Genomic DNA, 20,886 nt, shown 5'->3' on the forward strand with positions numbered 1-20,886 from the left:
TTTTTAAAGCTGTAATCTTGCAGCGCGCTGTGGCTCACTTCGGTTTGGCTGTGTTGCGTTAATTGCGACACATAAGGGCTCTCCATCACGCCACCCGCAAGGGCGTTGTAAGGGATAGGCGTTTCTCGCTTTATCAGGCTTTGGCTGTCGTCACTGAAAAAGAGGGTGTGTTTCCCCTCTTCATGAATGAAGTGATACACCAAGCCCTCTTCGGCGGCTAAGCGATGCAAGAAGTCGATATCCGTCTCACGGTACTGCACGCAGAATTCACGCTGCGCACACTCACGTTTCAGCGAGAAGGCGTAGTCGTTAATGCCCATCTCTTGCAGCACGATAGAGAGAATTTCGGGAGCGGTTTTGAGCTGGAAGATGCGGCTATTTTGGCGCAGTGATAACCGCTCTAATGCCGGGACTAAGGTCAGTGAATAAAAGGTGTGATGATGGCCAATATCGCCTTTACTGAACTGGCGCACAATGCCGTGCACGCGCTGCACGACAAGGCCATCACGCAACATCTCAAGCTGAGCGGTTTTGTCCACCAGCTCCAGCGCTGTTAAGCCAGATTGGCGACTGGCCAGTTTTATCTCATAGCGAAAACCGTAGCAATGCAGGCCCGCTTGCGCGCTATCAGACAGCGATTCCACGCCTTGGTATTCACGCACCACCAACGTGTCGTCTGCCAAACCCTCCACGGTGAGCCTAAAACTTAACCTTGCCATCTTTTTACCTTCCACTCTTTTATCGCAAAATGACACTAGTACAGCAAGTGCAGTGCCAGATATTTTTCTTTTATATTCATTAGCTTATAAACAGCTCGATTGACAAAGGCAACAAACTGCCTGATATGAGCAAAAAGTTGCCCTTCAATAACCAATTGTTGCTCAGCTTATTGAGTCTGAGCTTCCTGATTATGTGTCACAGTCAAATGCTCAAACTGCTTGTCGAGCTCGGCCATTTTCCAGCTCAAATTATTAAGCCGCTGCTTCAGAATCATAAACTCCTGTTCAGCCTGTACAACATCACCTTTTTTGAGCAACTCTTCGACATATGCAGCTCTCCCGTAAATAGGTGACAAACTAATAGCGAACTCCTCCAACGATTTGGTTTGTCTTTGCAGTTCGGTTAATTTTCCTTTTTGCGCGAGCAGCGCGATGTTGGCCATCTTGGTTCTCGTTTCACTAAAACGCTCCATAAAGCGCTCAGTTTGTTGCAGAGCTTCACGCTTAGCATCGGCAAACGCTTGATCAACCTCCAGCACCGATTCGGTTTGGGGATAAAGTTGCAATAACGCATCCAACACTTGCTGGGCTTCAACACGAGCCGATTCAAAAGAGCGCGCCATTTTTTGCTCAATCGCCTCTCGGTACAATGGCACAATCTCATTTGACAACCGTTCAAGCTTGGCTGGCGTGTTGGCCTGTTGAAACGCATTGACCTGCTCTGGCGTATGTAAAGCAGGTAACCTTAGGTTGGTTGCATAAGATATTGAGTTGAAAAACGGCAAATAAGTGACGGCCCCATACACCATCACAACACCAAGAACACCGGATATAAAAGCGGCCACATGCGTAACACGTGAGCGCTTTTGATTACGCACCTGCTCAACCTGTTCGGTTTGAGTATGGCGCTTTAGCAGCGAATGATATTGCGTTTCTAAACGATCAATATGTTCAAAAATAGCAAAACCTACTCCTTCGAAATCAACCAAATAGTCCGGCTGTTGCAGCTCTAAAATGGCATGCATGCGCTCACAAAAGCGCTCACAACGGTATAAATCACGCAGTGCTTCATGATTCGGACGCAGATCTTTTAACTCCCGCACTACACGAGCATTAACCCAATCGAGCACTTCCTTGCGCATTTTCGCCGATTTTACGTCCGGTTTTGGCAAATTACTTAAGCAGCAGCACAACAGTTCAACACCATTGGCGTATCCCGCTAAGCCCTGCATTTTTAAACAGGCTACGGTGTAATAACCGCACAGCAAAAGGTCAATCCCCGGGCCTTTTGCTAATGTTTCACAAGCAACTTTCACCACAGCCCAGTCTGGACCACCTGATAATGGGTTGTTACGACGATTGATCTCATCTCTCACCTTTTGGTAGGCATCAATGTGACGAACAGCGGCAGCATCATCTATCAAATGAAAACGAGCGTGGTCGATAAATACAATATTGGACATGACTACAGCGTCCTAAGTGAGTTGAGGAACGATGACCAATCGCTCCTCACTATTATTTTAGTAAAGGGTTTTCGAGAGTTTGAATGACTTAAATAACCGCTCGGTGAATGGGTTAATATCTGCCTCTGAATTGAGTCGATAAATCATCTCACCACCGTCAACTGCAAACTTAAAGTCAACCGACGTGGAACTAGCACCCACCACATCACCTTGTTCAAGCAAGCGGAAAAATGCCCACGGACCTTGGATATTAATACTTCGTGGCGACATATTATTTTTAGTCGGCACTAACGTTACTTTAGAGATCGCAGAATCACGCAGCGTATTTGGCCAAATCAACTCGACACTGTCTCTTGGGCCGTGACTATAAGCGAGATATTGACCGTCAACATTCAGCACACTGCGGCGTTTGTTGTTGCTCAAGCGTAGCGGTTCAACCGAGAAACTAACGTCTAAGACCCCTTTGCGGTTAAAGAAAGCTTGCTGAATTTTCTTCGCCTGCTTGAGCTGTTCTAGAACGTCTTTGCGAATAATCGACTGCGCGTTATCGTCATCATTGACCGCAATATTTTCTTCCACAAACATTCTTAGCTGGTTGTTGTAGAAGTTGTCTAATGTGCCGTTGGGCGCAAAAAATGCTTCAAAATCAGAAAGAGAACTGTCTTTGTTGGAAGACTCATTAAATGGATAGCGCCCAGCCAATTTCTCTTCAAAGGTTTTGTAAACATCATCATGCCAACGAACTTCAAGGTGCTTAATCGCTTCTTGTTTGACAACATACCAACTCTCATCCGCCAGTTTAGACACCATTGTATCGAGCGGTTTAGGCAAACCTGATGCAATACGTTTCACCGTGTAAATTGGATCAGCGTTCACTAATTTTACGCGTGCTTTGGTGGCATCCAGCGCAGCCATACCAACATCTGGCGCTTCTTGAATAGATTTGAGGTAATTTTGTAACTCTTCCACCGCCACTAATACTTCATTGATGTACGCTGGCTTATCACCGACTGGCTTGAGCATAGCGTTTAGTTCAGCAAAGGGCGCATCAATCTGCGAAGCAACTTTGTATTTTGGATTTTTTAACAGCTCTTTTTGCGCGGCTTCATCTTTAGGCACACTGGCATACATTTGAGTATTGCTTTCTAAAGTGCGAAGCAAACGCTGCATCGGTTCAATGTTGCCAGTAAAGTTTTCTAATACTGACACCGCGTCATTGATGTCGCTAAAATACTTAACGCTGATTTCATTAAGAGCCGCACGCCAGGTATTGGTGTAGTCCGCCACATACAAGCTGCGGATTTTGTTACGGAGGTCATGCTTATCCGCTTCGCTAAATTGAGCCGATTTGGATTGCCCTAGTACCCAACTGTCGATCAAGGCCAGCTCAGAAACGGATTCTGATTGCGGCATAAAGTAATCTTCAAACCCTTTTTTGGTAAGCATTTGCGGAATATACAGCGAGCTGCTGTTGACCACTCGCTCTTCAAAAACCACATCAAAGACGGGGCCAATCAAGTTGCGTAAATTGATCGAGGGGCCAAGAACCGTTTGTGCATTCAACTTCAAATTACGGTAAACACGTTGATCGTTAGGCATAGAACCAAGATCAGACTGCACTTTCGCCACCACCTGATCATAAGGCTTCATCACCGACTCTGCATTGCGATCACCGCGCGCGCGATCACCCGCTAAATCCGTGTGTAACATGGCGTAGTCTAAATGCCCCAGTAGTTCTTCTTGGATCACGCGTTGCCCAGCGAACTCTTGCTGCCAGTATTTGGAGAAATAATCGAGTACATAATCCTTATAGCGGCCGCTTTTATCTACCATCATGCGATAAACACGCAGCACGGCCAGTTTCTCTTCATCTGTTTTGGCTTGGTTAAGCTGCACAACGACATCAGCCATTAGCAGAGGTAAAAAGCGGTTTTCCAATAGATTCAAATAGGTCGCTTCAACCATTGGACCAATCGTGTGGCCTTGGTACAAACCAAAATCGGAAATGTACTGTGGTTTATCACGGAAGAAGCCAAACTCCAATGTCGCCTCTCGAATTTTATTGAGCGGCACGAGAACATCTTGCTGAGAGGCTAAATAAAGATTAGAGGGGAACTCGTTTTTGTACTCGTTTACTTTCGCTAACACAGCATCAGAGTGCTTCACGTTACTAAGGTAATAACGATGCCAAGTGCCAACTAATAACACAGTTGCAATAGAGCCGGCCACTACTGACAAACCAATCAAGCGCCGTTTTTGCTTCGCAACACGAAAATTATCCGAGGCAAGTCCAGCTTCAGGATAGATAATGTTATTAAACAGTTTTTGTGTGAAATAAACCGTTGAGTTTTTGGCTTGCTGCGCTTTGTTGATCGCATGATCTAGCCCGTAACGACGTGAAGCGGCATCATCAAATGCGTTTGTGGGTACGCCTTGTTGATACACAGAAGTGAAATACGCACCACGCACCAAAGCCGACGTAGAGAACTGATCACTGGCCAATGCATCGTTGAAAAATTGTAATAAGATCTCTTTTAAACCAGAAATTTGACGCGTGAAGCTATAAATAGCATTGCGCTCTTCGAGATCCATAGGTACAGAAACCGCATGCGGCAGTACATCATTAATGCGCTCAACAAACTGACTGTAGTCTTTTGAAAACTCGTTGAGCCAGTTATCCAAGTCATCAATAGAGTCGAGCGAAAAGGTAAAGCCCAGCACATCTTCACGCTGACTGCGCGAGTAATGTTTAAAGAAAGGTTCAAAACCGTGTAATAAATCCAATTTCGTCAATGCAATATAGACAGGTAAACGCGTGGATAACGTCTCCATCAGTTCACGTAAGCGAGCACGTAATAAATTGGCGTAAGCTTTACGCTCGGTTGCAGTTGCGGTTGCTAAGTGAGAAACGTCTAACGCTAAAACAATACCGTTGAGTGGACGACGGCTACGCGTTCTCTCCAACCAATTAACAAAATGAAGCCACAAACGGCGCTCCATCGCACCATCGTTATCATTGCTATGGTTACCTTGTGTCAGTAGCTCTCCATCTGGATCAATCAATACCGATTCATCGCCAATCCACCAATCAAACGAATACGGGTTTTCACTTTTTTGACCCGAGGCTCGCATTACCGAAGAAAAAACAAAGTTTTGCCCAGAGCGGTTGATGAGGCTGGTTTTACCGGCATTTTCCAAACCGAGCACTAAATACCATGGCAACGCATAAAGATAATTACGTTTATTGAGGTTCTCTTTCATGCTGACCATCACTTGGTTCAGCTCAACCTCTTGGCGCTCTTCATAGGCTTTAATTGGATCTTGGCGAAGCTGATCTTCACGCTTTTGCTCGGCTTTAAAACCTTGCAATTTTCGCCACTGCCAAACACCCCAAACGGCCAATGCACCTAAAGTGAACAAGCTACTTGCCACTGCGCGAGCGGTTATCGATTCAAGTGGCTTATTACCCGCGATCTCTAGCCAAGGGCCTGCCCACCAAATCGCAACATTCAATAGAATGAATGTGCTAAATAGCAAAATAGGCATCGCCGCGGCAATGCCCGGTGTTAACTTTCTTGCGATCCCAACAATAAATTTCCACATGGGTTTGTGTCCTTCGTTTACTCTGACGTTGTGTATTGTTCTAATTGCTCAACTAATGAGGGTTCCCAATCGGTAACGCTCATGGTGCTAACCTGAGCATGTAACGTTTGGTACTGTTCTTTCGCCATCGCATCTAAATTATTGCTATTTAACAAATCAGCCGATAATAACCGCCAATAGAATTTATCCCTTGGCTCACTGGCGCTGACCAGACCATCGTTGAGCATAGAGAGCGCCACCGCAATGCCTCCCTCTTTCGCTAAGCTAAACGCCTCTTTGCGTTTGTCTTGCCAATCACCTGCTACTTGGCCTTGGGCGCTCCTTTGCTGCTGGCTGAGTAGCCACTCTTTTACGCTCGCATTGACAAAAGGCTCGCCTCCTTTGAATTTCAACTCGAGCAGCGCAGGTAGACGTGCCACAAACTGCTGGCTTTCACTCAAAATGGCTTCACTCCACGCCTTTTGGCCTAAGCTTTGCGCGATTTGATAGCTCATCATCTGCCCTTCAAACCAGTAAGGTGCCATGGTCAAACTCTGCTCTACCTTGCGCCATAAGGCTAAATCTGGGCTACGCATTTGGTCGTGATACTCTTTGATTCGTTCTTGCGCCATCGCCCGTAACAGTGTTTCACCGCTGACGTCGTGCTCAGGTAATGAGGTAATACTTGACCACACGGCAAAACGCCTGACTCGTATTGCCAAGGCAATGCCGAACTCTTGTTCAGACAAAAACTCAGCTACCTTTAGTAAGGTCTGCTTAGTAGCTTTGTCACTTGAACTGTCGACTGAGATGGCGCTCTGGGTGGTGGTTTTACGTTCAACCGCCGGAGTCTCTTGCACATGTTGAGTCGCTTGCTCACGTTCTGTTGCACGGCGCAGTTGGGCTTGAACTTTAGCCACTAGACTTTCAACGCTTTCAGACATCAGTCCGGCTTGAGTAGTCGCTTGCTGTAGCGCGTCGATCGCGGTGTTTAACTCATCACGATCTGGTCCATCAAATTGTGCGAAATCTAACTTGTCGATGACTAAGGCTAACCGCTGCACAATCTGGCTGAAGAATTTGCGACGTGGCAAACTGCCTCTTTTGCCTGGCGCAGGGAAGCAATCTTCCCAGTAAAGGGACATGAAATCGCTCAGCAGCTGCAGCGACGTGGTGAAACGTAGCGGTGTGACTTGGTTATGCAAACACTGCAACAAGTAGATCAATAATTTGAGATCTTTACTTTTTTCGCTGAGCAGTTTGAGCGTACTGTGTTCGACTTCATCCCATTGCACACTAGCGTGGGAGAGTGACCCCACTTTCATCATTTGATCTTCAACAAAATCAAACAGCGGATCATCAATCAGCCGCTCACCCACAGGGTTATCGGCTTGAATAGGCTGAGTAATACAGCGGCGATAATCGGTTAACTCCATTGGAACTCCTTACCAACCACAGCGTGTTTTTAGTGCCGTTAATGATTGCGAAAGCTCGCTCGCATCAAACTGCAATCCATCAACAAAAGGAGAGTTTGAACGCAGCACAAGGCGATTTTCTCGCGCCATCGCTTTCATCATCTCAATCGCTGGCATGCCTCTGCCTGAGGAAAAGAGCAAACCTAAATCGTCACTACGCCAAGATTGTGCCTGCATATTAGCAATCGACACTTGGATGCGAGGGTCATCAATCGCGCTAGGAAACGCCAATTCCACTCGACTCAAATTGTCGATACAGCTCATCAGCAGCACAGGTTTAGCGTTATCGTCAAACTTTGTATTTTGATTTAACGCAACCAAAGTAATCCACGCATTCCCTTTATCATCGTCGCCCTCAACGGTTAAGTGACTTGCTTCCCCGTCTTGATACTGGCTGATGCTATCAAAGGCGCGTTGCCAAGATAGCGGCGCATTGGGCGTTGCCGCTTGAGGCATCACCACGTCAGAAGGCGTTTTAAACAGGTGGTCAAAACAGCTCAATCGCTCTAACCGAGATGTGATCGTAGTGCATTGCTCTGCTTGTGCTATAGCGTCATTTTCCGCATTCGCCATGGGGAAATACAGCGTCATAGAGAGGCAAACTGTGAGCCTAAACAACCGTTTATTCATGGTGTTTTAATCTCCAATTTTTGGCATTTATAGGCCAAGGTCCGCTTGGGAATACCGAGGCTTTGGGCCGCTTTGGCCCTATCACCAGCAAAGTATTGGAGGCGCTCACGGATAATACGAGACTCAAATTCATTCACCGCTTGTTTTAAATCATCCACCACTCGGCTGACACCGGGCTCAGCTTTAGCGACCTTATGCCCATGTCGTTCAGTCTCTGGCTGCTGATCGGCTTTAGTGTATGCTAAACGTTGTGTAAAGCAGGACTCCTCCACCTGTGTGCCATCCAGTGTTTGCGCACAACCAAATTCAATAAGGTGCTTGAGTTCACGCACGTTACCGGGAAAGTCATAACGTTTTAGGCAATCGATCGCTTTATAGTGCACACCCCGAATGTTGGTTGCATGCTGCTGATTAAAGCTGCGCACAAAATGTTGGCTAAGCCGTTCAATGTCATCCATCCTTGCCGCAAGGCGTGGCAAAGTGATCGGGTACTGAAATAAGCGGTAATAAAGATCCTGACGAAACGATTTATTACGCACTTGTTCGAGGAGATTGACATGCGTTGCTGAAACCAAACGAAAATCAGAAGATTGTTCGTTTTTACCGCCAATCGGCCGAAAAGATCGAGATTCCAACACCCGCAGTAATTTGGCTTGCAGGCTCAAGGGCATATCACCGATTTCATCCAAAAACAGGGTTCCGCCATCAGCTTGCGCGATCAACCCTTGTTTATCGCTATCCGCGCCGGAAAACGCCCCTTTGCAGTAGCCGAACAGTTCACTTTCCAATAAGTTTTCAGGGATAGCCGCGCAGTTAATAGCAACAAATGGCGCTTGTTTACGGGGCGAGAGTTGGTGCACCGCTTGCGCGACCAACTCTTTACCTGTCCCTGTTTCACCTTGCACCATCACTGAAAGCTGTGATGGCGCGGCGTTGATGATCTGCTCTCTTAATTTTCTCATCGCCAAACTGTTACCGATTAAGGTTTCAGAGAGGCTCGCAATTAATGAGCGACGAGCGTTGTCTCGCTGGACGTCAGACAAGGATTCCGATAAGTTTTGTCGATTTTGTTCTTCCCGTTGCATCTCATTAAGCAACGACCACTGATGGCAAAAAACATCCACATACTTGATAAAATCTGGCTGCTCAAATAGGCCTTCCAAGGTATGGGTTTCACCAATCAACAGCAAAATAGACTGAACTTGTGTATCCCCATTCGGTAACGGGTGTACAACCACGCTATCTAACATGCCGACCCGGCTAGTGAGTTGACTAAACAGGCGATTAGATTGCCAAAAAACCAATTCATCAGCGGTTAAGTGCATCGATTTGGCTGATTGCAATACATGGGCAAACGGACAATCAAAATCGGTGACCGACCAGCTTAAATTCAGCGGGTTATCCTGTGGCACTAAGGTACGGCCGTCTGAACTGGGAACCAGTAACGAGCAAGTATCGAGCCTTAGCTCTCGGCGCAGCGTTTCTACAAACAATGCGGCCAATTGGCTAGGCTTTCTCGCGACAACAAGCTCGGTTGCGTAAGCTAACCAGTGACTCATGATCACTCAACCTCTCCAATAAACTCACCCTCTTCCGCCGCTAAATAGATGCGTTGCACTGGTTGTTTATCAGCCAATTTATTTAACAAAGCTAATGAAATCGGTGGTAGTAATTGACCTTCGATGATCGCTTCCAGCATACGAGCCCCATTTTCAGAGCGCGTGGCACGGCTTAAGATCTCTTCGATCAAGCTATCTTCAATCACCACGTCAGCGGCATAACGCTGTTTAAAGAGCTGCTCAAGGCGGGTTAACTTGCCACGCACAATCTGCTCTAGCACTTCTTTGCTGAGCGGTAGATACGGAATAATCTCCATACGAGCCAGTAAGGCGGGTTTGAAGAAAGCCGCAAGTTCTGGGTAAAGCTGCTCATCAAGCAACTGAGGCTGCTGCGCGTAATCGACTATGGTTTGGTAACCTAAATTCGAGGTGAGGAAGAAGACGATGTTTTGGCAGTCGATCACTCGACCTTCACCATCGGCCAGCTCACCTTTATCAAAGGCTTGGTAGAAAATATTGAGTACTTCTGGGTGCGCTTTTTCAACTTCGTCTAACAGCACCACAGAGTACGGCATTTTACGAATCGCTTCGGTAAGAATGCCACCCTCACCATAACCAACATAACCCGGAGGCGAACCAATCAGGCGTGAAACGGTATGCTTTTCTTGATATTCCGACATGTTGATAGTGGTTAAAAATTGTTTACCACCATAAAGTTGTTGCGCCAGTTGGACTACCGTTTCGGTTTTACCAACGCCACTTGGACCCACGAGTAGGAAGGAACCTTTTGGACGCCCCGGACGGCGCAAATCCGCGCGCGCCGTTAATAAGTTACGGTGAACACGCTCAATCGCAGTATCTTGCCCTTTGATTGCCTCACCTAAAATAGCCGTTAGGTGGGTGATTTTATGCAGCTCATCGCTGTTCATTTGGTCAACGGGCACGCCCGTCCAGTCCGCAATCACTTCCGCGATTTGCTGAGCATCGACTTGTGGATGCATGAGGCGATCATTATGAGGGATCTCTTCTAAAGCTCGATATTGCGCCTGCAATTGAACAAGTAACTCATCGCGCTCAACTTGGGTCTGCTCACCATGATCCTCAGCGCCATCTAAGAGCTGATCGCGTAGGGTAATAATGCGCTCAATGATCGCTTTTTGCTCTTGCCAGCTTTGAGTCAAGGTCGCTTTTTCAGCTTCATCGGCCACTTCTTGGCTACATAGCTCATCCAAGCGATGCGAATCAACCACTTGACCTAAATATTGAGCACGCTCAAGCATATCAATTTCAAGTTGACGTTGATGGCAAGCGGTCTCTAGTTGCGCTAAGCGCTTCGGCGGTGTGGTGATATTAATTGCAATACGCGCGCAAGCAGTATCCAACACATCAATCGCTTTATCCGGCAGTTGTCTACCTGAAATGTAACGCGCTGAAAGCTCGGCGGCGGCTTTCAATGCATCATCAGTAATCAATACGTTATGGGCTTTTTCGTAAACACGATTCAAGCCACGTAGAATATCTACTGCTTGGCTGATGCTCGGCTCTTCTAATTTCACTAACTGGAAACGACGAGTCAGCGCAGGATCTTTTTCAAAATACTTTTTGTACTCTTTCCATGTGGTGGCTGCGACAGTACTGAGCTCGCCTCGCGCAAGAGCCGGCTTGAGCAAGTTGGCCGCATCACTACCACCCTCTTGGTTGCCAGAACCAATTAAAGTGTGCGCTTCATCGATAAACAAAATGATCGGTTTAGGCGAGGTTTTGATCGCGTCAATCACGCCTTTAAGACGTTTTTCAAATTCACCTTTGACTGAAGCACCCGCTTGCAACAAGCCTAGATCGAGTGAGCACAACTCTACATTTTGCAGCTGTGTCGGCACATTGCCCGCAACGACGCGCAATGCAAGTCCTTCAATCATAGCGCTTTTACCGACACCAGCATCTCCCACAACGATAGGGTTGTTTTTACGACGACGACACAAAATGTCGATCATCAAGTTGAGTTCGTTTTCACGACACAATACTGGGTCAAGTTCGCCGTTACGCGCTTGCGCCGTGACATTGGTGCAGTATTTATGCAGTGGCGAAGATGACGCTGCATCCAGCGCGGCAGGAGCTTGAGAACCCGCTTTGCTTTTTTCAACCGCCGACTCGGAAGAGTCTTGCAACAGCGTATCAAACCCTTTGTTTAGGCTCTCTTTGTTGATGTGTTCAAAAAGACGGATTAGTTTAAGTGGTAGGTAACGATCAGCGCGCATCAACGCGGCTAAAAACACCACACCTGAACGAAGCTGATTCTGATTCAGCTCAGTGGTAGAAAGCAACCAAGCTTCCTGCAATAGCTCAACCAACAGTGGCGAGAATGCTGGATAGGTATCTAACACTTGTTCACGAGCGTAACTTGCACTGATGGCTTGTTTTACGGTTTCCACATCTAAGTTAGCGTGCTTAGCTATCACACGCACATCCGACAGTGGGTTCTCTAGCAACACATGTAAGAAGTGCTCATAGGTCACTTCTGGGTGCTGACGTTCAATACATAATGAAGCGGCTTGCTCTAGGGCTAGCTTACTCTGTTCATTGAGTTTTGAAATTAATGTGGGTAATTCAATACGGATCACTACAATCACCTAGCCTTTTATAATTAGAGTATTTGGTTCAATTGGTTTAATACGTCTGCCGATTGGCTGTGCAGTAAATAGGAATAGCCTAAAAACACACCGACCCAAATAATGACAAAACCAAGCAGTACTGACCAAACCGGTAACTGCCTGCTTAACTTATATTTTGATTTCACCACATGGTCGGTGGCGGAGGTCAGTTCCTTCGGCTCGTTTTCATCCAACGAACTGACGGTGTCATGTAAACGACTGATCACCTTTTCACGCTCGTTGTGGCCGCTTTCCATCACACGGTATTTACCTTCAAAACCTAACACTAGGCATTGATAGATAAACTCTAGCAACGCGCGATAACGTTTAGGTTCACCTTCCAAGCGACTTAAGATGGTAAACACTTTTTCGCCGCCCCAAGTCTCACTGTGGAAACGAGACAGCATAGAATGTTCAGCCCACACACTGGATGCACCCCACTCGGTTCCCATGACCGCTTCATCCAAAAACGCACACAGAATGTAGCGATAAGCCATCAAAATCGCATGCTCAAACCCTTGCTCGGCAAGCTCGATTTCAATCGCTTTAATCTCTTCCACCGTCTGTTTGTAGATCTGCTCAATGTTGTCGCACTCTGACAAGCTGCGTACCCGCAGCGACAAACCAAACAGAGGGGTAGCAGCATCAATCAAAACATTAGGGTTATCACCACGCAGTTGAAACCAGTAATCTTGGTCGTGGTTGATCTGCTCGACGCTGTCAAAAAGCAGACCGCTGTATTGGGTGTTTTTTTTATCAATTGCCATCATCAGCTCCTAATCGCCCAGAATTGCAGGTCAAGATCTTCAAACGCACCCGCGACATGGAAAGCAAAACCACTTGAGCGACCTAACATCGACCATGCTGAGCTGGTTTTATCCAATTGGTAATAGGTATAACCGGCGTGGTAAGGCAACTGCCTTGGTGCCACTGGTAACGGTGTAATTGGAATGCCCGGTAATTGCAGTGAAATGAGCTCGCGGATTTTCTCCACTGACGATACTTTGGTCTGCTGAGTAAAGAGACGACGCAGTTCATCTAATGGCATGCGTGCTTTCACCGCGATGATGAATTCTGCGCTTTCAACCAGTTGAGGGTCGTGGATTGGGGCAACCATCAGGCCGTACTTACGTTTATCCAACTGAATCGAGACCGCTCTAGGCTCAAGCACGATACTTAGGCTCTGTCTTAAGTTGCGGATCAGCGGCCCAAAAGAGTGGGTCGGCATTTCATGGTTGTAGCTCGGGATGCTCGGTGGTAAACGACTTTCATCGGTAAATGTAGCCAATTCTCCACATACGCATGACAGGCACTCAAATAAACGTTCCGGGTGCAAACTGCGTAGCTCTGCCAAGTGTTGCATCTGGGGTTGTAAGCGATTCAGGGCTTGCAACAGCATAAAATCAGACACATCCGCGACCCCGCCTTGAGAGGGAGAGCTGATACGTTGAGCAATGTTTTTGGCACGTTCGCGCATTAACCCGGATATTTCGTTAATAAAACGGTGCAAAGCCGCATTGCTCGCAACATTAAGATGGCACGGAATAAAGTCCGGATCGAGTACGACACTGCCATCAGGACGTTTTTCTAAAATACGAGCGATCGCGATTGAGGCATAAGAGCTTCTGTCTTCTTTTTCAAGCATCAACTGCACACGAACAGGTGAGACATCTAGCGTCGTGGTGTCACCGCGCACGGTATGTACGTCGCGCACTTCTAAACGATTGCTTAAGTAACGCCCGGTTCCACGCTCCTCAGGCCAGTTAATCTCCATTAACGATTCACTGCGAAGTGGCACTGCTAAATAGACCAACTGGTTTGCAAGCGAAGCATCGGCAATCTCAAGCGCATCGGGCAGCACATCTTCCTGAGGAATACGGAAAACGGTTCCATCAGGCATAATGCCTACCGCACGTTCGATCGCGATACGACCAAAAGAGAGATATTCAGGGTTAAGTGATAACTCTGATACTCCGTAAAGGTAGCCACTGACTGATGAGATGCGTTCATCAATATGATATTCAAAATAGCGTTGCTGCTGCTGGAAATGCTGCGGTTTAATGAATAGACCTTCATTCCAAATGACACGATTACGCGCAAACATCTTGTTATTCCACCCTTTCCAGTTTTACATCGTAGTCTTTGAAATACATCAAAAGATGATATTCCCTACCTTTGTTAAGCACTTTGACGGCCTTTTTCCATTCACTCAGCTCAGGTTCAGCAAAATGCGCCATGACCCCAATGTAGTTCGTGCCTTCATCAATCTCGAACGCGTTCACAAACTTAAACTGGCCTGGTGTCATTACATAATCGTAATTGGCGATAAAATTGCTGCGTAACGCTTTTTTGTAGTCTGCTTTTACTTGGTCATAATCGGCAGACATAAACATCGAATCATCTTTGAGCTCAAACACTTGAACCTCTATCGGCGACGCTTCACCCCAAATATTAGGGTTAGTACCTTCATCACTAACGAGACTGAACGTTACCTTGGTCGGCTGTGTGGCTGGCTCATACTTTTCTGATGAGCTACAGGCGGTTAATACCGTCAGTAGCATCAGCAGGACAAAAGACCGCTTGTTCACCGTTATAGCTCCAGCTGTTTTTCACGAATTTTCTTGTCGTAAGACTGCTCGAAAATTTCCCAAAACAGTTTCTCAAATCCTTTTTGGCGATTAGAAGTGAGCTCTTGGTAGTAGTGGCAATACATCTCCCACGCCCAAGCATCTGAAGAGTTACTCTGTGCATCACTATTGCGCTTGTAGTGTTGGAAACGGCGCAGTAGCACTTGAGGAGAAAAGGCATTAAGAATCTGATTTAGGGCTTCGCTAGTGGCGTGCTGCATTGCTTCGTTATGGTCGCGCACATTTTTTAGGCTTTCGGCAATCGCCGCTGGGGCAGACAAGTGCACCACACTTTTATCAGCATCATACAGAGTACGAATGGTTTCTTCGTATGATAGCCCCAAGCGAAGTGGGTTATCTTCAATCGGTTGCAAGTTACGATTCATCATACCAAAACGCCCTTCACTCACTTGCTGGTGAAGCTCAAGCAAACCTTGCACACAAGCTTGCAACGATTGCCCAAGCTCTTCTGAAAGCATGTGCATTTTCGCCATATCGTGGCTATTGCCAACGTCAACACCTAGCCCGGTGAGCATGGGGCCGGTCAATAAGTGTGATGCATTGTTTGACGAGCTGTTGTGTTGCTCGGAGTGAGGGTGGTAGCTTCTCGCCACTTCTTCCTCAAGTAGATCTAATACTTTATCGTCCATCGCTAAGCCCTCAGGTACGTTGTAAATGCTGTTATTAATGTTCAAATGAGTCGGTGGTTGCGCAGTCTCATGGTGCTCAACAGCCGGAATAGGTGGTAAATCGGTGGAGGTTTTGCCAAAACCGAGAATTTTCTTTAATCGAATCGATGACGTCATCTCATACTCGCTGTCAGCTTGAGGCGTAAACTGCAGTTGCGACTGCTGGCTATCGTATTCTGGCACTAATGAATGTTGTGCTTGTGCGAGTGGTTTTTCCGTCTCTTCAAGCAACGACTCTTCTTGTTTAATGCCTTGCAATAAATCATCTAAAGCGGCGATAGGGTCCATTGAACTCGGCTCTGGTTCATCCTCGTCGCGGCTGATATCATCCAATGGACCATCTTTGAGTAGATCGAGCCCCTCTTTAGCAAACAGCTGATCCAAAGAGCCATTAATCAGAGAATCATCTTCACCCACTTGACCAAAAATGACACGAATTTGGTAAGGTCCAATGGCCACTTCATCTTTATGCTCCAACTTAGCCGAGGCACCTTGCCCTAACGGCTTATGGGAACCATTAACATAGGTATTACCAACCAGATCTTGAATGCAAAACGCACCATCAATCACACGGATGGCACAGTGATGATTTTGAATTTTCCCTTTACCGTCACGAAGCTGCCAATGCGCATCACTTGCAGAGCCAATCACACCGCCTTGCACATTAAACATCGCTTGTGCGGATAATCCTGATTCCAGTAGTTGCACATTCGTCACTACCATTGAAAGCGTTTGCTTCTTCTGCATATCGCTATTGCCTTACTTGTATAAGCACGCTTTTGTCCGCCAAATCGCGCCCTAAAAATGATGACCAACCCAAAGCCACACCACTGTCATGGCATAAACTCATCACCGGAGCCTCGCTCTCGTGCATGGTCAGCTCAAGGTCGTAAGCCATCTGCTCTCGTAAAATAAACTCCACCAACTTACACAGCGGTTGATGTTCTTTGCCTGATGGCAAAAAATCGGCAAATCGTTCTCGAGTTAAGTTTTTGATACAGATAACAAACTTACCGTTACAGTCCATAACTGACTCACCCAACATGCTGTTGATCCCAAGCTCACCATTCTGCTTACCTAAGCAAAACTGCTGATAAGGCTCTATCCGGACTTTACGTCGAACCCACTGGCGAATACTGACTTCTTGTAGATCAAAGCAGTGCGCGATGATGCCAGACACCACTTGCGGTGAACGACTTCGGCCAGCCAAAGTGCCCGCATAAGCCAGCATCTTGCACCAATTTATCGGTGTTTCGCCGCGCAAGTCCGCATCACCCAAACCGACTAAAGCAAACAGCTGTGATGAAAATTGATCCTGCGCACCCGCTTGAAAACGGACGTAATAGCGATACTTTCGCCATACGCGATACACAAGGTTAATCAACCGGTTATTGAAAAAATCTAAAAAGGGCCGCTTGAAACCACCGGGATCTTCTTCGACCAATTGCTGCAAAATAAAACCAGGCAACGGTGACTGCGCCCCAGTTAATCCAAAAAAATTGGTTTGTAAGATCAGGCGCTCATCCGCGAACTCACGTAAATCCGTTACGTCTGCTGGTGCAAAGCCTAAACTTGGGTTGGCACTGAATACCAACTGGCATGTCCGCTCCCAATCTTCTGATTCAGGATTAAACGCATTAAGTTTTTGCAGCAGTTCCACCAACTGGTAGAAGTTGTACGTTCGTACATCGCTTGGTAAACCCAGTAGAGGCTCCGGCACAGCCGCCGCAGCCATCTCTAGATCAATGGCTGCATTCCTGTCTGTGTTCCCCATGTGTACTTCTCTTGATTGGACGAGTTAATAACGATCAGCTCATGAAACGAATTGATGCTGGCATAGAGGGCAAAAAAGTGGCTAAGCACTGTGCCAAAGAGGTAAAGCTCCCCTTCTGAACCAAAACAGTTTTGATCAATATGAATCGTCGATTGCAGGCCTCGCACTGGCAAACCGCGCAATATTTTATCCACGGGTTGCGACTCAATTTTTTGGATCCCTTCAAGACGCAAACGCGCAACACGCTCCGCTTGGCGATCCACCAAGGCTCTGAAATCGTAAGCTCGCAACACACTGCTTAAGGCATCTTTGGACAGCAGCGATAAATAATTCAGCGATAAGTTAGAAATCAATACCCACAATAGACTGCCATCCAGTACTGGGCGCAGAGATTGTGAAGGCACGGTAATATTGCTGAAAGTGGCAAAGGGGGGCGAGCTGTCTGTCGGCTCACAAATGTCACCGACACCGAGTTCGAGCGGTAATAAGCGATTGGTGCAGGTGAGTTTGAGCGAGATGGCTTCATCGACATGCATGGATTGCGTTTCATCTCCGCGAATGAAAGAGATGAAATTATCAAATCCATCGCCACGGATACTGTCTCTCACTCGTGTGCGGTAGTAGAGCGCTTCACGATTTCGAACTCGCTCCACTTCATGCTGAAAACTTTCAAATGCTGAATAGACACGTTTTTCACCCCGAATTCGTTGGCTGGCTTGAGTTTTGTCTTGCCAACCGAACACGCCGTCAACGCTGAACACTTCATAGTGAGAAGGGTAACGACTAGAGGGAATAATGCGATACTCTGAACGCTTACCCGTTAAATCGATCGGATCGGCATCATGTTCAAACAAATTAATGACAGGGGTGCAGTACAACTGGAAATTATCCTGACGCACTCGAACGTCCGCTGGCAAGGTTTTCGAAAAACTGATTTTCAGTTTGAACGCACCATGCACTGATTTCGGCACTACGCTAGCCAGACGGGTAATGTCAACAAAATGAAATGCTTCAGGAAACGACAAGTATTCCTGCAAAACGCGATAACCTTCATACACATTGGAAGGATAGGGCAAAAGCGACTGCTCGCTATCAAACCCGACCGTTTGGAAGCTATTACGCGGCAGCGTAAATTCTACCCCCGCGACTTCAACAGAAATCTTATCGAGGTAGTGGTTGAGCCATAAATAGAGCATTTGTGAGCTGTATTTATCACCACCTAAGTAAAAGCGCAGATCATCAAGATGCGCATCACCGACGCTTATCTCACCCAACATATTAAGCGACACTTCGATGATGGTCGCTTCTCTAGTATGTTGCGCAGTGACGTCAGTACATTTCAGTGGGTAAATCTGCACGTCACGACAGGTTCTAAAGTGACATTTGGTGCCGAAAACAGGCTTGCTATCGAGCTGAGTGCCACGAGCGATTTGCTGCTTATCACTGACACTTTTATCCGGTGTGAACGAGACAATACTCATGCTTGGCACAGGACGTAAGTAGTTTGGCCATAGCATGTTGATGATGGAGTGCGTTAGCTCAGGAAATTCATCTTCAACTTTTTCGCGCAAGCGAGCGGTGAGAAAGGCGAATCCTTCCAATAAACGCTCGACATCAGGATCCGTCGTTTTACCGTGTAAAAAGCGAGAGAGTTGAGGATGAATTTCAGTGAAATGCTTTCCTTGTTCTTTAAGGAAAGCAAGCTCTTCTCTGAAGTACTTATCTTGAGCCATAATTTTCTAATACACTCGGTACTTTCGGTTTTGATCCAGTAGCAGGTTGAACTGCACTTTCTCATGTAACGCATCACTGTTTATTTCGGCCACAATATGGAAGCGCAGCATCAAAGGGCTAAACACGTCCGACTCGGATCGAATCACAATATTTCGTAAACGGGGCTCATACACATCTAAGCAGCTTTGTATCGCAAGCTTAATCCGCAGCGATAAGTCTAAGGTTTCTAACGTTGCATCGTTAAAATCCACTAAACCTAACGTTGGAGCACTTTGTGCCTCACCCATGCGAGTATTCAAAATATTGGAAACATTGCGTTTGATTGATTGGAGCACATCCCATGCATTTGGCCCTTGGGTCAAAGACATAGGCTTGGTGCCAGCTTCTAAACGTTCAAAGAAGCCGACACCAAATGCACTCTCTTCAGGTGCAATATAAGTCATGGTTATGCTTGATCTAATCGACCAACCAATGACAATTCAAAGTTCGCGCCCATGTACTTAAAGTGAGGACGAACAGAGAGAGAGACCTGATACCAACCTGGTTCACCTTCAACATCCATGACTTCGATTTTTGCAGCACGAAGAGGACGACGGCTACGTACGTCTGCTGGTGGATTTTCTTGGTCAGCCACGTACTGTTTGATCCAACCATTAAGCTCGCGTTCAAGATCTTGACGCTCTTTCCAAGCACCAATTTGCTCACGCTGTAGCACTTTGACGTAGTGTGCAAGGCGATTGATGATCATCATATATGGCAGTTGCGTACCCAACTTGTAGTTGGTTTCCGCTTCTTTGCCTTCTTTGGTATTCGGGAATATTTTTGGCTTTTGGATCGAGTTTGCAGAGAAGAATGCGGCGTTATCACTGCCTTTACGCATGGTTAAAGCAATGAAACCTTCTTCTGCTAATTCAAACTCTTTACGGTCAGTCACCAACACTTCAGTTGGGATCTTACTTTGCAGTGCACCCATTGATTCAAACACGTGCACTGGCAGATCTTCAACCGCACCGCCACTTTGTGGGCCAATGATGTTTGGACACCAACGGTACTTGGCAAAGCTATCGGTTAAACGAGTAGCGAAAGCAAACGCGGTGTTACCCCATAGATAGTGTTCGTGTGAAGCGCTGACACTTTCAACATAATTAAATGATTTAATTGGGTTTTCTGTTGGATCATAAGGTACGCGCAACAAGAAACGAGGCGCAGTCAAGCCAAGGTAACGCGCATCTTCTGATTCACGTAGAGAACGCCATTTAGTGTATTTAGGGCTTTCAAATGTTGACTTAAGATCCTTGATATTTGGTAGCTCTTCAAAAGAATCGATACCAAAAAACTCAGGGCCTACACTAGAAATGAATGGAGCATGAGCCATCGCACCAAGTGCACCCATGTATTGCAGTAGCTTCATGTCAGGGGTTGATGGCGTGAAAGCAAAGTTACCGATGATAGCGCCAGTCGGCTCACCACCAAATTGGCCATAACCAGAAGAATAAACGTGCTTATAAAGACCGGATTGCGTCGTTTCTGGTGCAAATTCAAAGTCTTCAAGCAACTCGCCTTTCGTTACATGCAACAAATCGACCTTGTTGTTTTCACGAAAATCGGTACGGTCAATAAACAGTTTCAAACCACGCCATGACGATTCCATCTGCTGGAAACGCTCTTCGTGCAAAATCTCATCCATTTGAGCACTGATTTTCTTATCAAGCTCAACCAGCATTTGATCAACGAGTGATTTGTTAACCGGCTCTTCCGTTTGATTCGAACCGATGAGATTCTCAATAAACGCAGCAACCCCTTTCTTCGCAACATCATACCCTTCTTCAGTCGGTGCAATGCGCGTTTGTGCCATGATTTCATCAAGTAAACTGCCTTGGGTGGCACTTTGTCTCTCTAAGACGGCTTCAGTAGTAGACATCAATTTCGTTCCTAAATTTGATTAAATAAAAAGTTGGGTTGATCAAGCCTTATGCTTGAGGC

The 20,886-nt window shown here is 46.6% G+C and carries 15 protein-coding genes; all 15 read right to left on the reverse strand.

Annotation, left to right across the window (positions count from 1 at the left end; genetic code table 11):
- The coding region (gene tssI, locus B9J87_RS10265; RefSeq protein WP_141201568.1) for a type VI secretion system tip protein TssI/VgrG at positions 1-719 on the reverse strand (719 nt) is incomplete at its 3' end.
- Between the two features lie 167 nt (positions 720-886).
- A complete protein-coding gene (locus B9J87_RS10270; RefSeq protein WP_094150562.1) occupies positions 887-2,182 on the reverse strand; it encodes a type VI secretion system ImpA family N-terminal domain-containing protein in 1,296 nt (431 codons plus the stop codon).
- 57 nt (positions 2,183-2,239) lie between these two features.
- Positions 2,240-5,785, reverse strand: a complete 3,546-nt coding sequence (gene tssM, locus B9J87_RS10275; RefSeq protein ID WP_013868305.1) for a type VI secretion system membrane subunit TssM — start codon at positions 5,783-5,785, stop codon at positions 2,240-2,242.
- A gap of 17 nt (positions 5,786-5,802) precedes the next feature.
- Complete coding sequence (tssA, locus tag B9J87_RS10280) at positions 5,803-7,200, reverse strand: type VI secretion system protein TssA (RefSeq protein ID WP_064626571.1); 1,398 nt, start codon at positions 7,198-7,200, stop codon at positions 5,803-5,805.
- A 9-nt stretch (positions 7,201-7,209) separates the two neighbouring features.
- Positions 7,210-7,869, reverse strand: coding sequence for a type VI secretion system-associated protein VasI (gene vasI / locus B9J87_RS10285; RefSeq protein ID WP_013868303.1), 660 nt, complete (start codon positions 7,867-7,869; stop codon positions 7,210-7,212).
- Positions 7,866-9,428 carry a sigma-54 interaction domain-containing protein gene (locus B9J87_RS10290; protein WP_026028882.1) on the reverse strand — a complete coding sequence of 521 codons (1,563 nt, stop codon included), beginning with the start codon at positions 9,426-9,428 and terminating at the stop codon, positions 7,866-7,868. The genes vasI and B9J87_RS10290 overlap by 4 nt, the downstream gene beginning before the upstream one ends.
- 2 nt (positions 9,429-9,430) lie before the next feature.
- Positions 9,431-12,049, reverse strand: coding sequence for a type VI secretion system ATPase TssH (tssH, locus tag B9J87_RS10295; protein WP_094150564.1), 2,619 nt, complete (start codon positions 12,047-12,049; stop codon positions 9,431-9,433).
- Between the two features lie 23 nt (positions 12,050-12,072).
- Positions 12,073-12,846, reverse strand: a complete 774-nt coding sequence (gene icmH, locus B9J87_RS10300; RefSeq protein ID WP_026027751.1) for a type IVB secretion system protein IcmH/DotU — start codon at positions 12,844-12,846, stop codon at positions 12,073-12,075.
- Positions 12,847-12,848: 2 nt separating this feature from the next.
- Entirely contained in the window at positions 12,849-14,183 is a 1,335-nt protein-coding gene (gene tssK, locus B9J87_RS10305; RefSeq protein ID WP_017044997.1) for a type VI secretion system baseplate subunit TssK, read from the reverse strand.
- Between the two features lie 4 nt (positions 14,184-14,187).
- Positions 14,188-14,667: a type VI secretion system lipoprotein TssJ gene (gene tssJ / locus B9J87_RS10310; protein ID WP_013868298.1), complete on the reverse strand. Its 480-nt coding sequence runs from the start codon at positions 14,665-14,667 to the stop codon at positions 14,188-14,190.
- A 2-nt stretch (positions 14,668-14,669) separates the two neighbouring features.
- A complete protein-coding gene (gene tagH, locus B9J87_RS10315) occupies positions 14,670-16,142 on the reverse strand; it encodes a type VI secretion system-associated FHA domain protein TagH (RefSeq protein WP_013868297.1) in 1,473 nt (490 codons plus the stop codon).
- A gap of 4 nt (positions 16,143-16,146) precedes the next feature.
- A complete protein-coding gene (gene tssG / locus B9J87_RS10320; RefSeq protein WP_026028436.1) occupies positions 16,147-17,169 on the reverse strand; it encodes a type VI secretion system baseplate subunit TssG in 1,023 nt (340 codons plus the stop codon).
- Positions 17,133-18,902, reverse strand: coding sequence for a type VI secretion system baseplate subunit TssF (gene tssF / locus B9J87_RS10325; protein ID WP_094150566.1), 1,770 nt, complete (start codon positions 18,900-18,902; stop codon positions 17,133-17,135). Before tssF ends, tssG begins: the two co-directional genes overlap by 37 nt.
- A gap of 6 nt (positions 18,903-18,908) precedes the next feature.
- A complete protein-coding gene (tssE, locus tag B9J87_RS10330) occupies positions 18,909-19,346 on the reverse strand; it encodes a type VI secretion system baseplate subunit TssE (RefSeq protein WP_013868295.1) in 438 nt (145 codons plus the stop codon).
- 2 nt (positions 19,347-19,348) lie between these two features.
- Positions 19,349-20,824, reverse strand: a complete 1,476-nt coding sequence (tssC, locus tag B9J87_RS10335; RefSeq protein WP_026027753.1) for a type VI secretion system contractile sheath large subunit — start codon at positions 20,822-20,824, stop codon at positions 19,349-19,351.
- Between the last annotated feature and the right edge of the window lie 62 nt (positions 20,825-20,886).

The sequence above is a fragment of the Vibrio sp. V19_P1S1T109 genome, from assembly GCF_002241375.1.
GTDB classification, from domain to species: Bacteria; Pseudomonadota; Gammaproteobacteria; order Enterobacterales; family Vibrionaceae; genus Vibrio; species Vibrio anguillarum.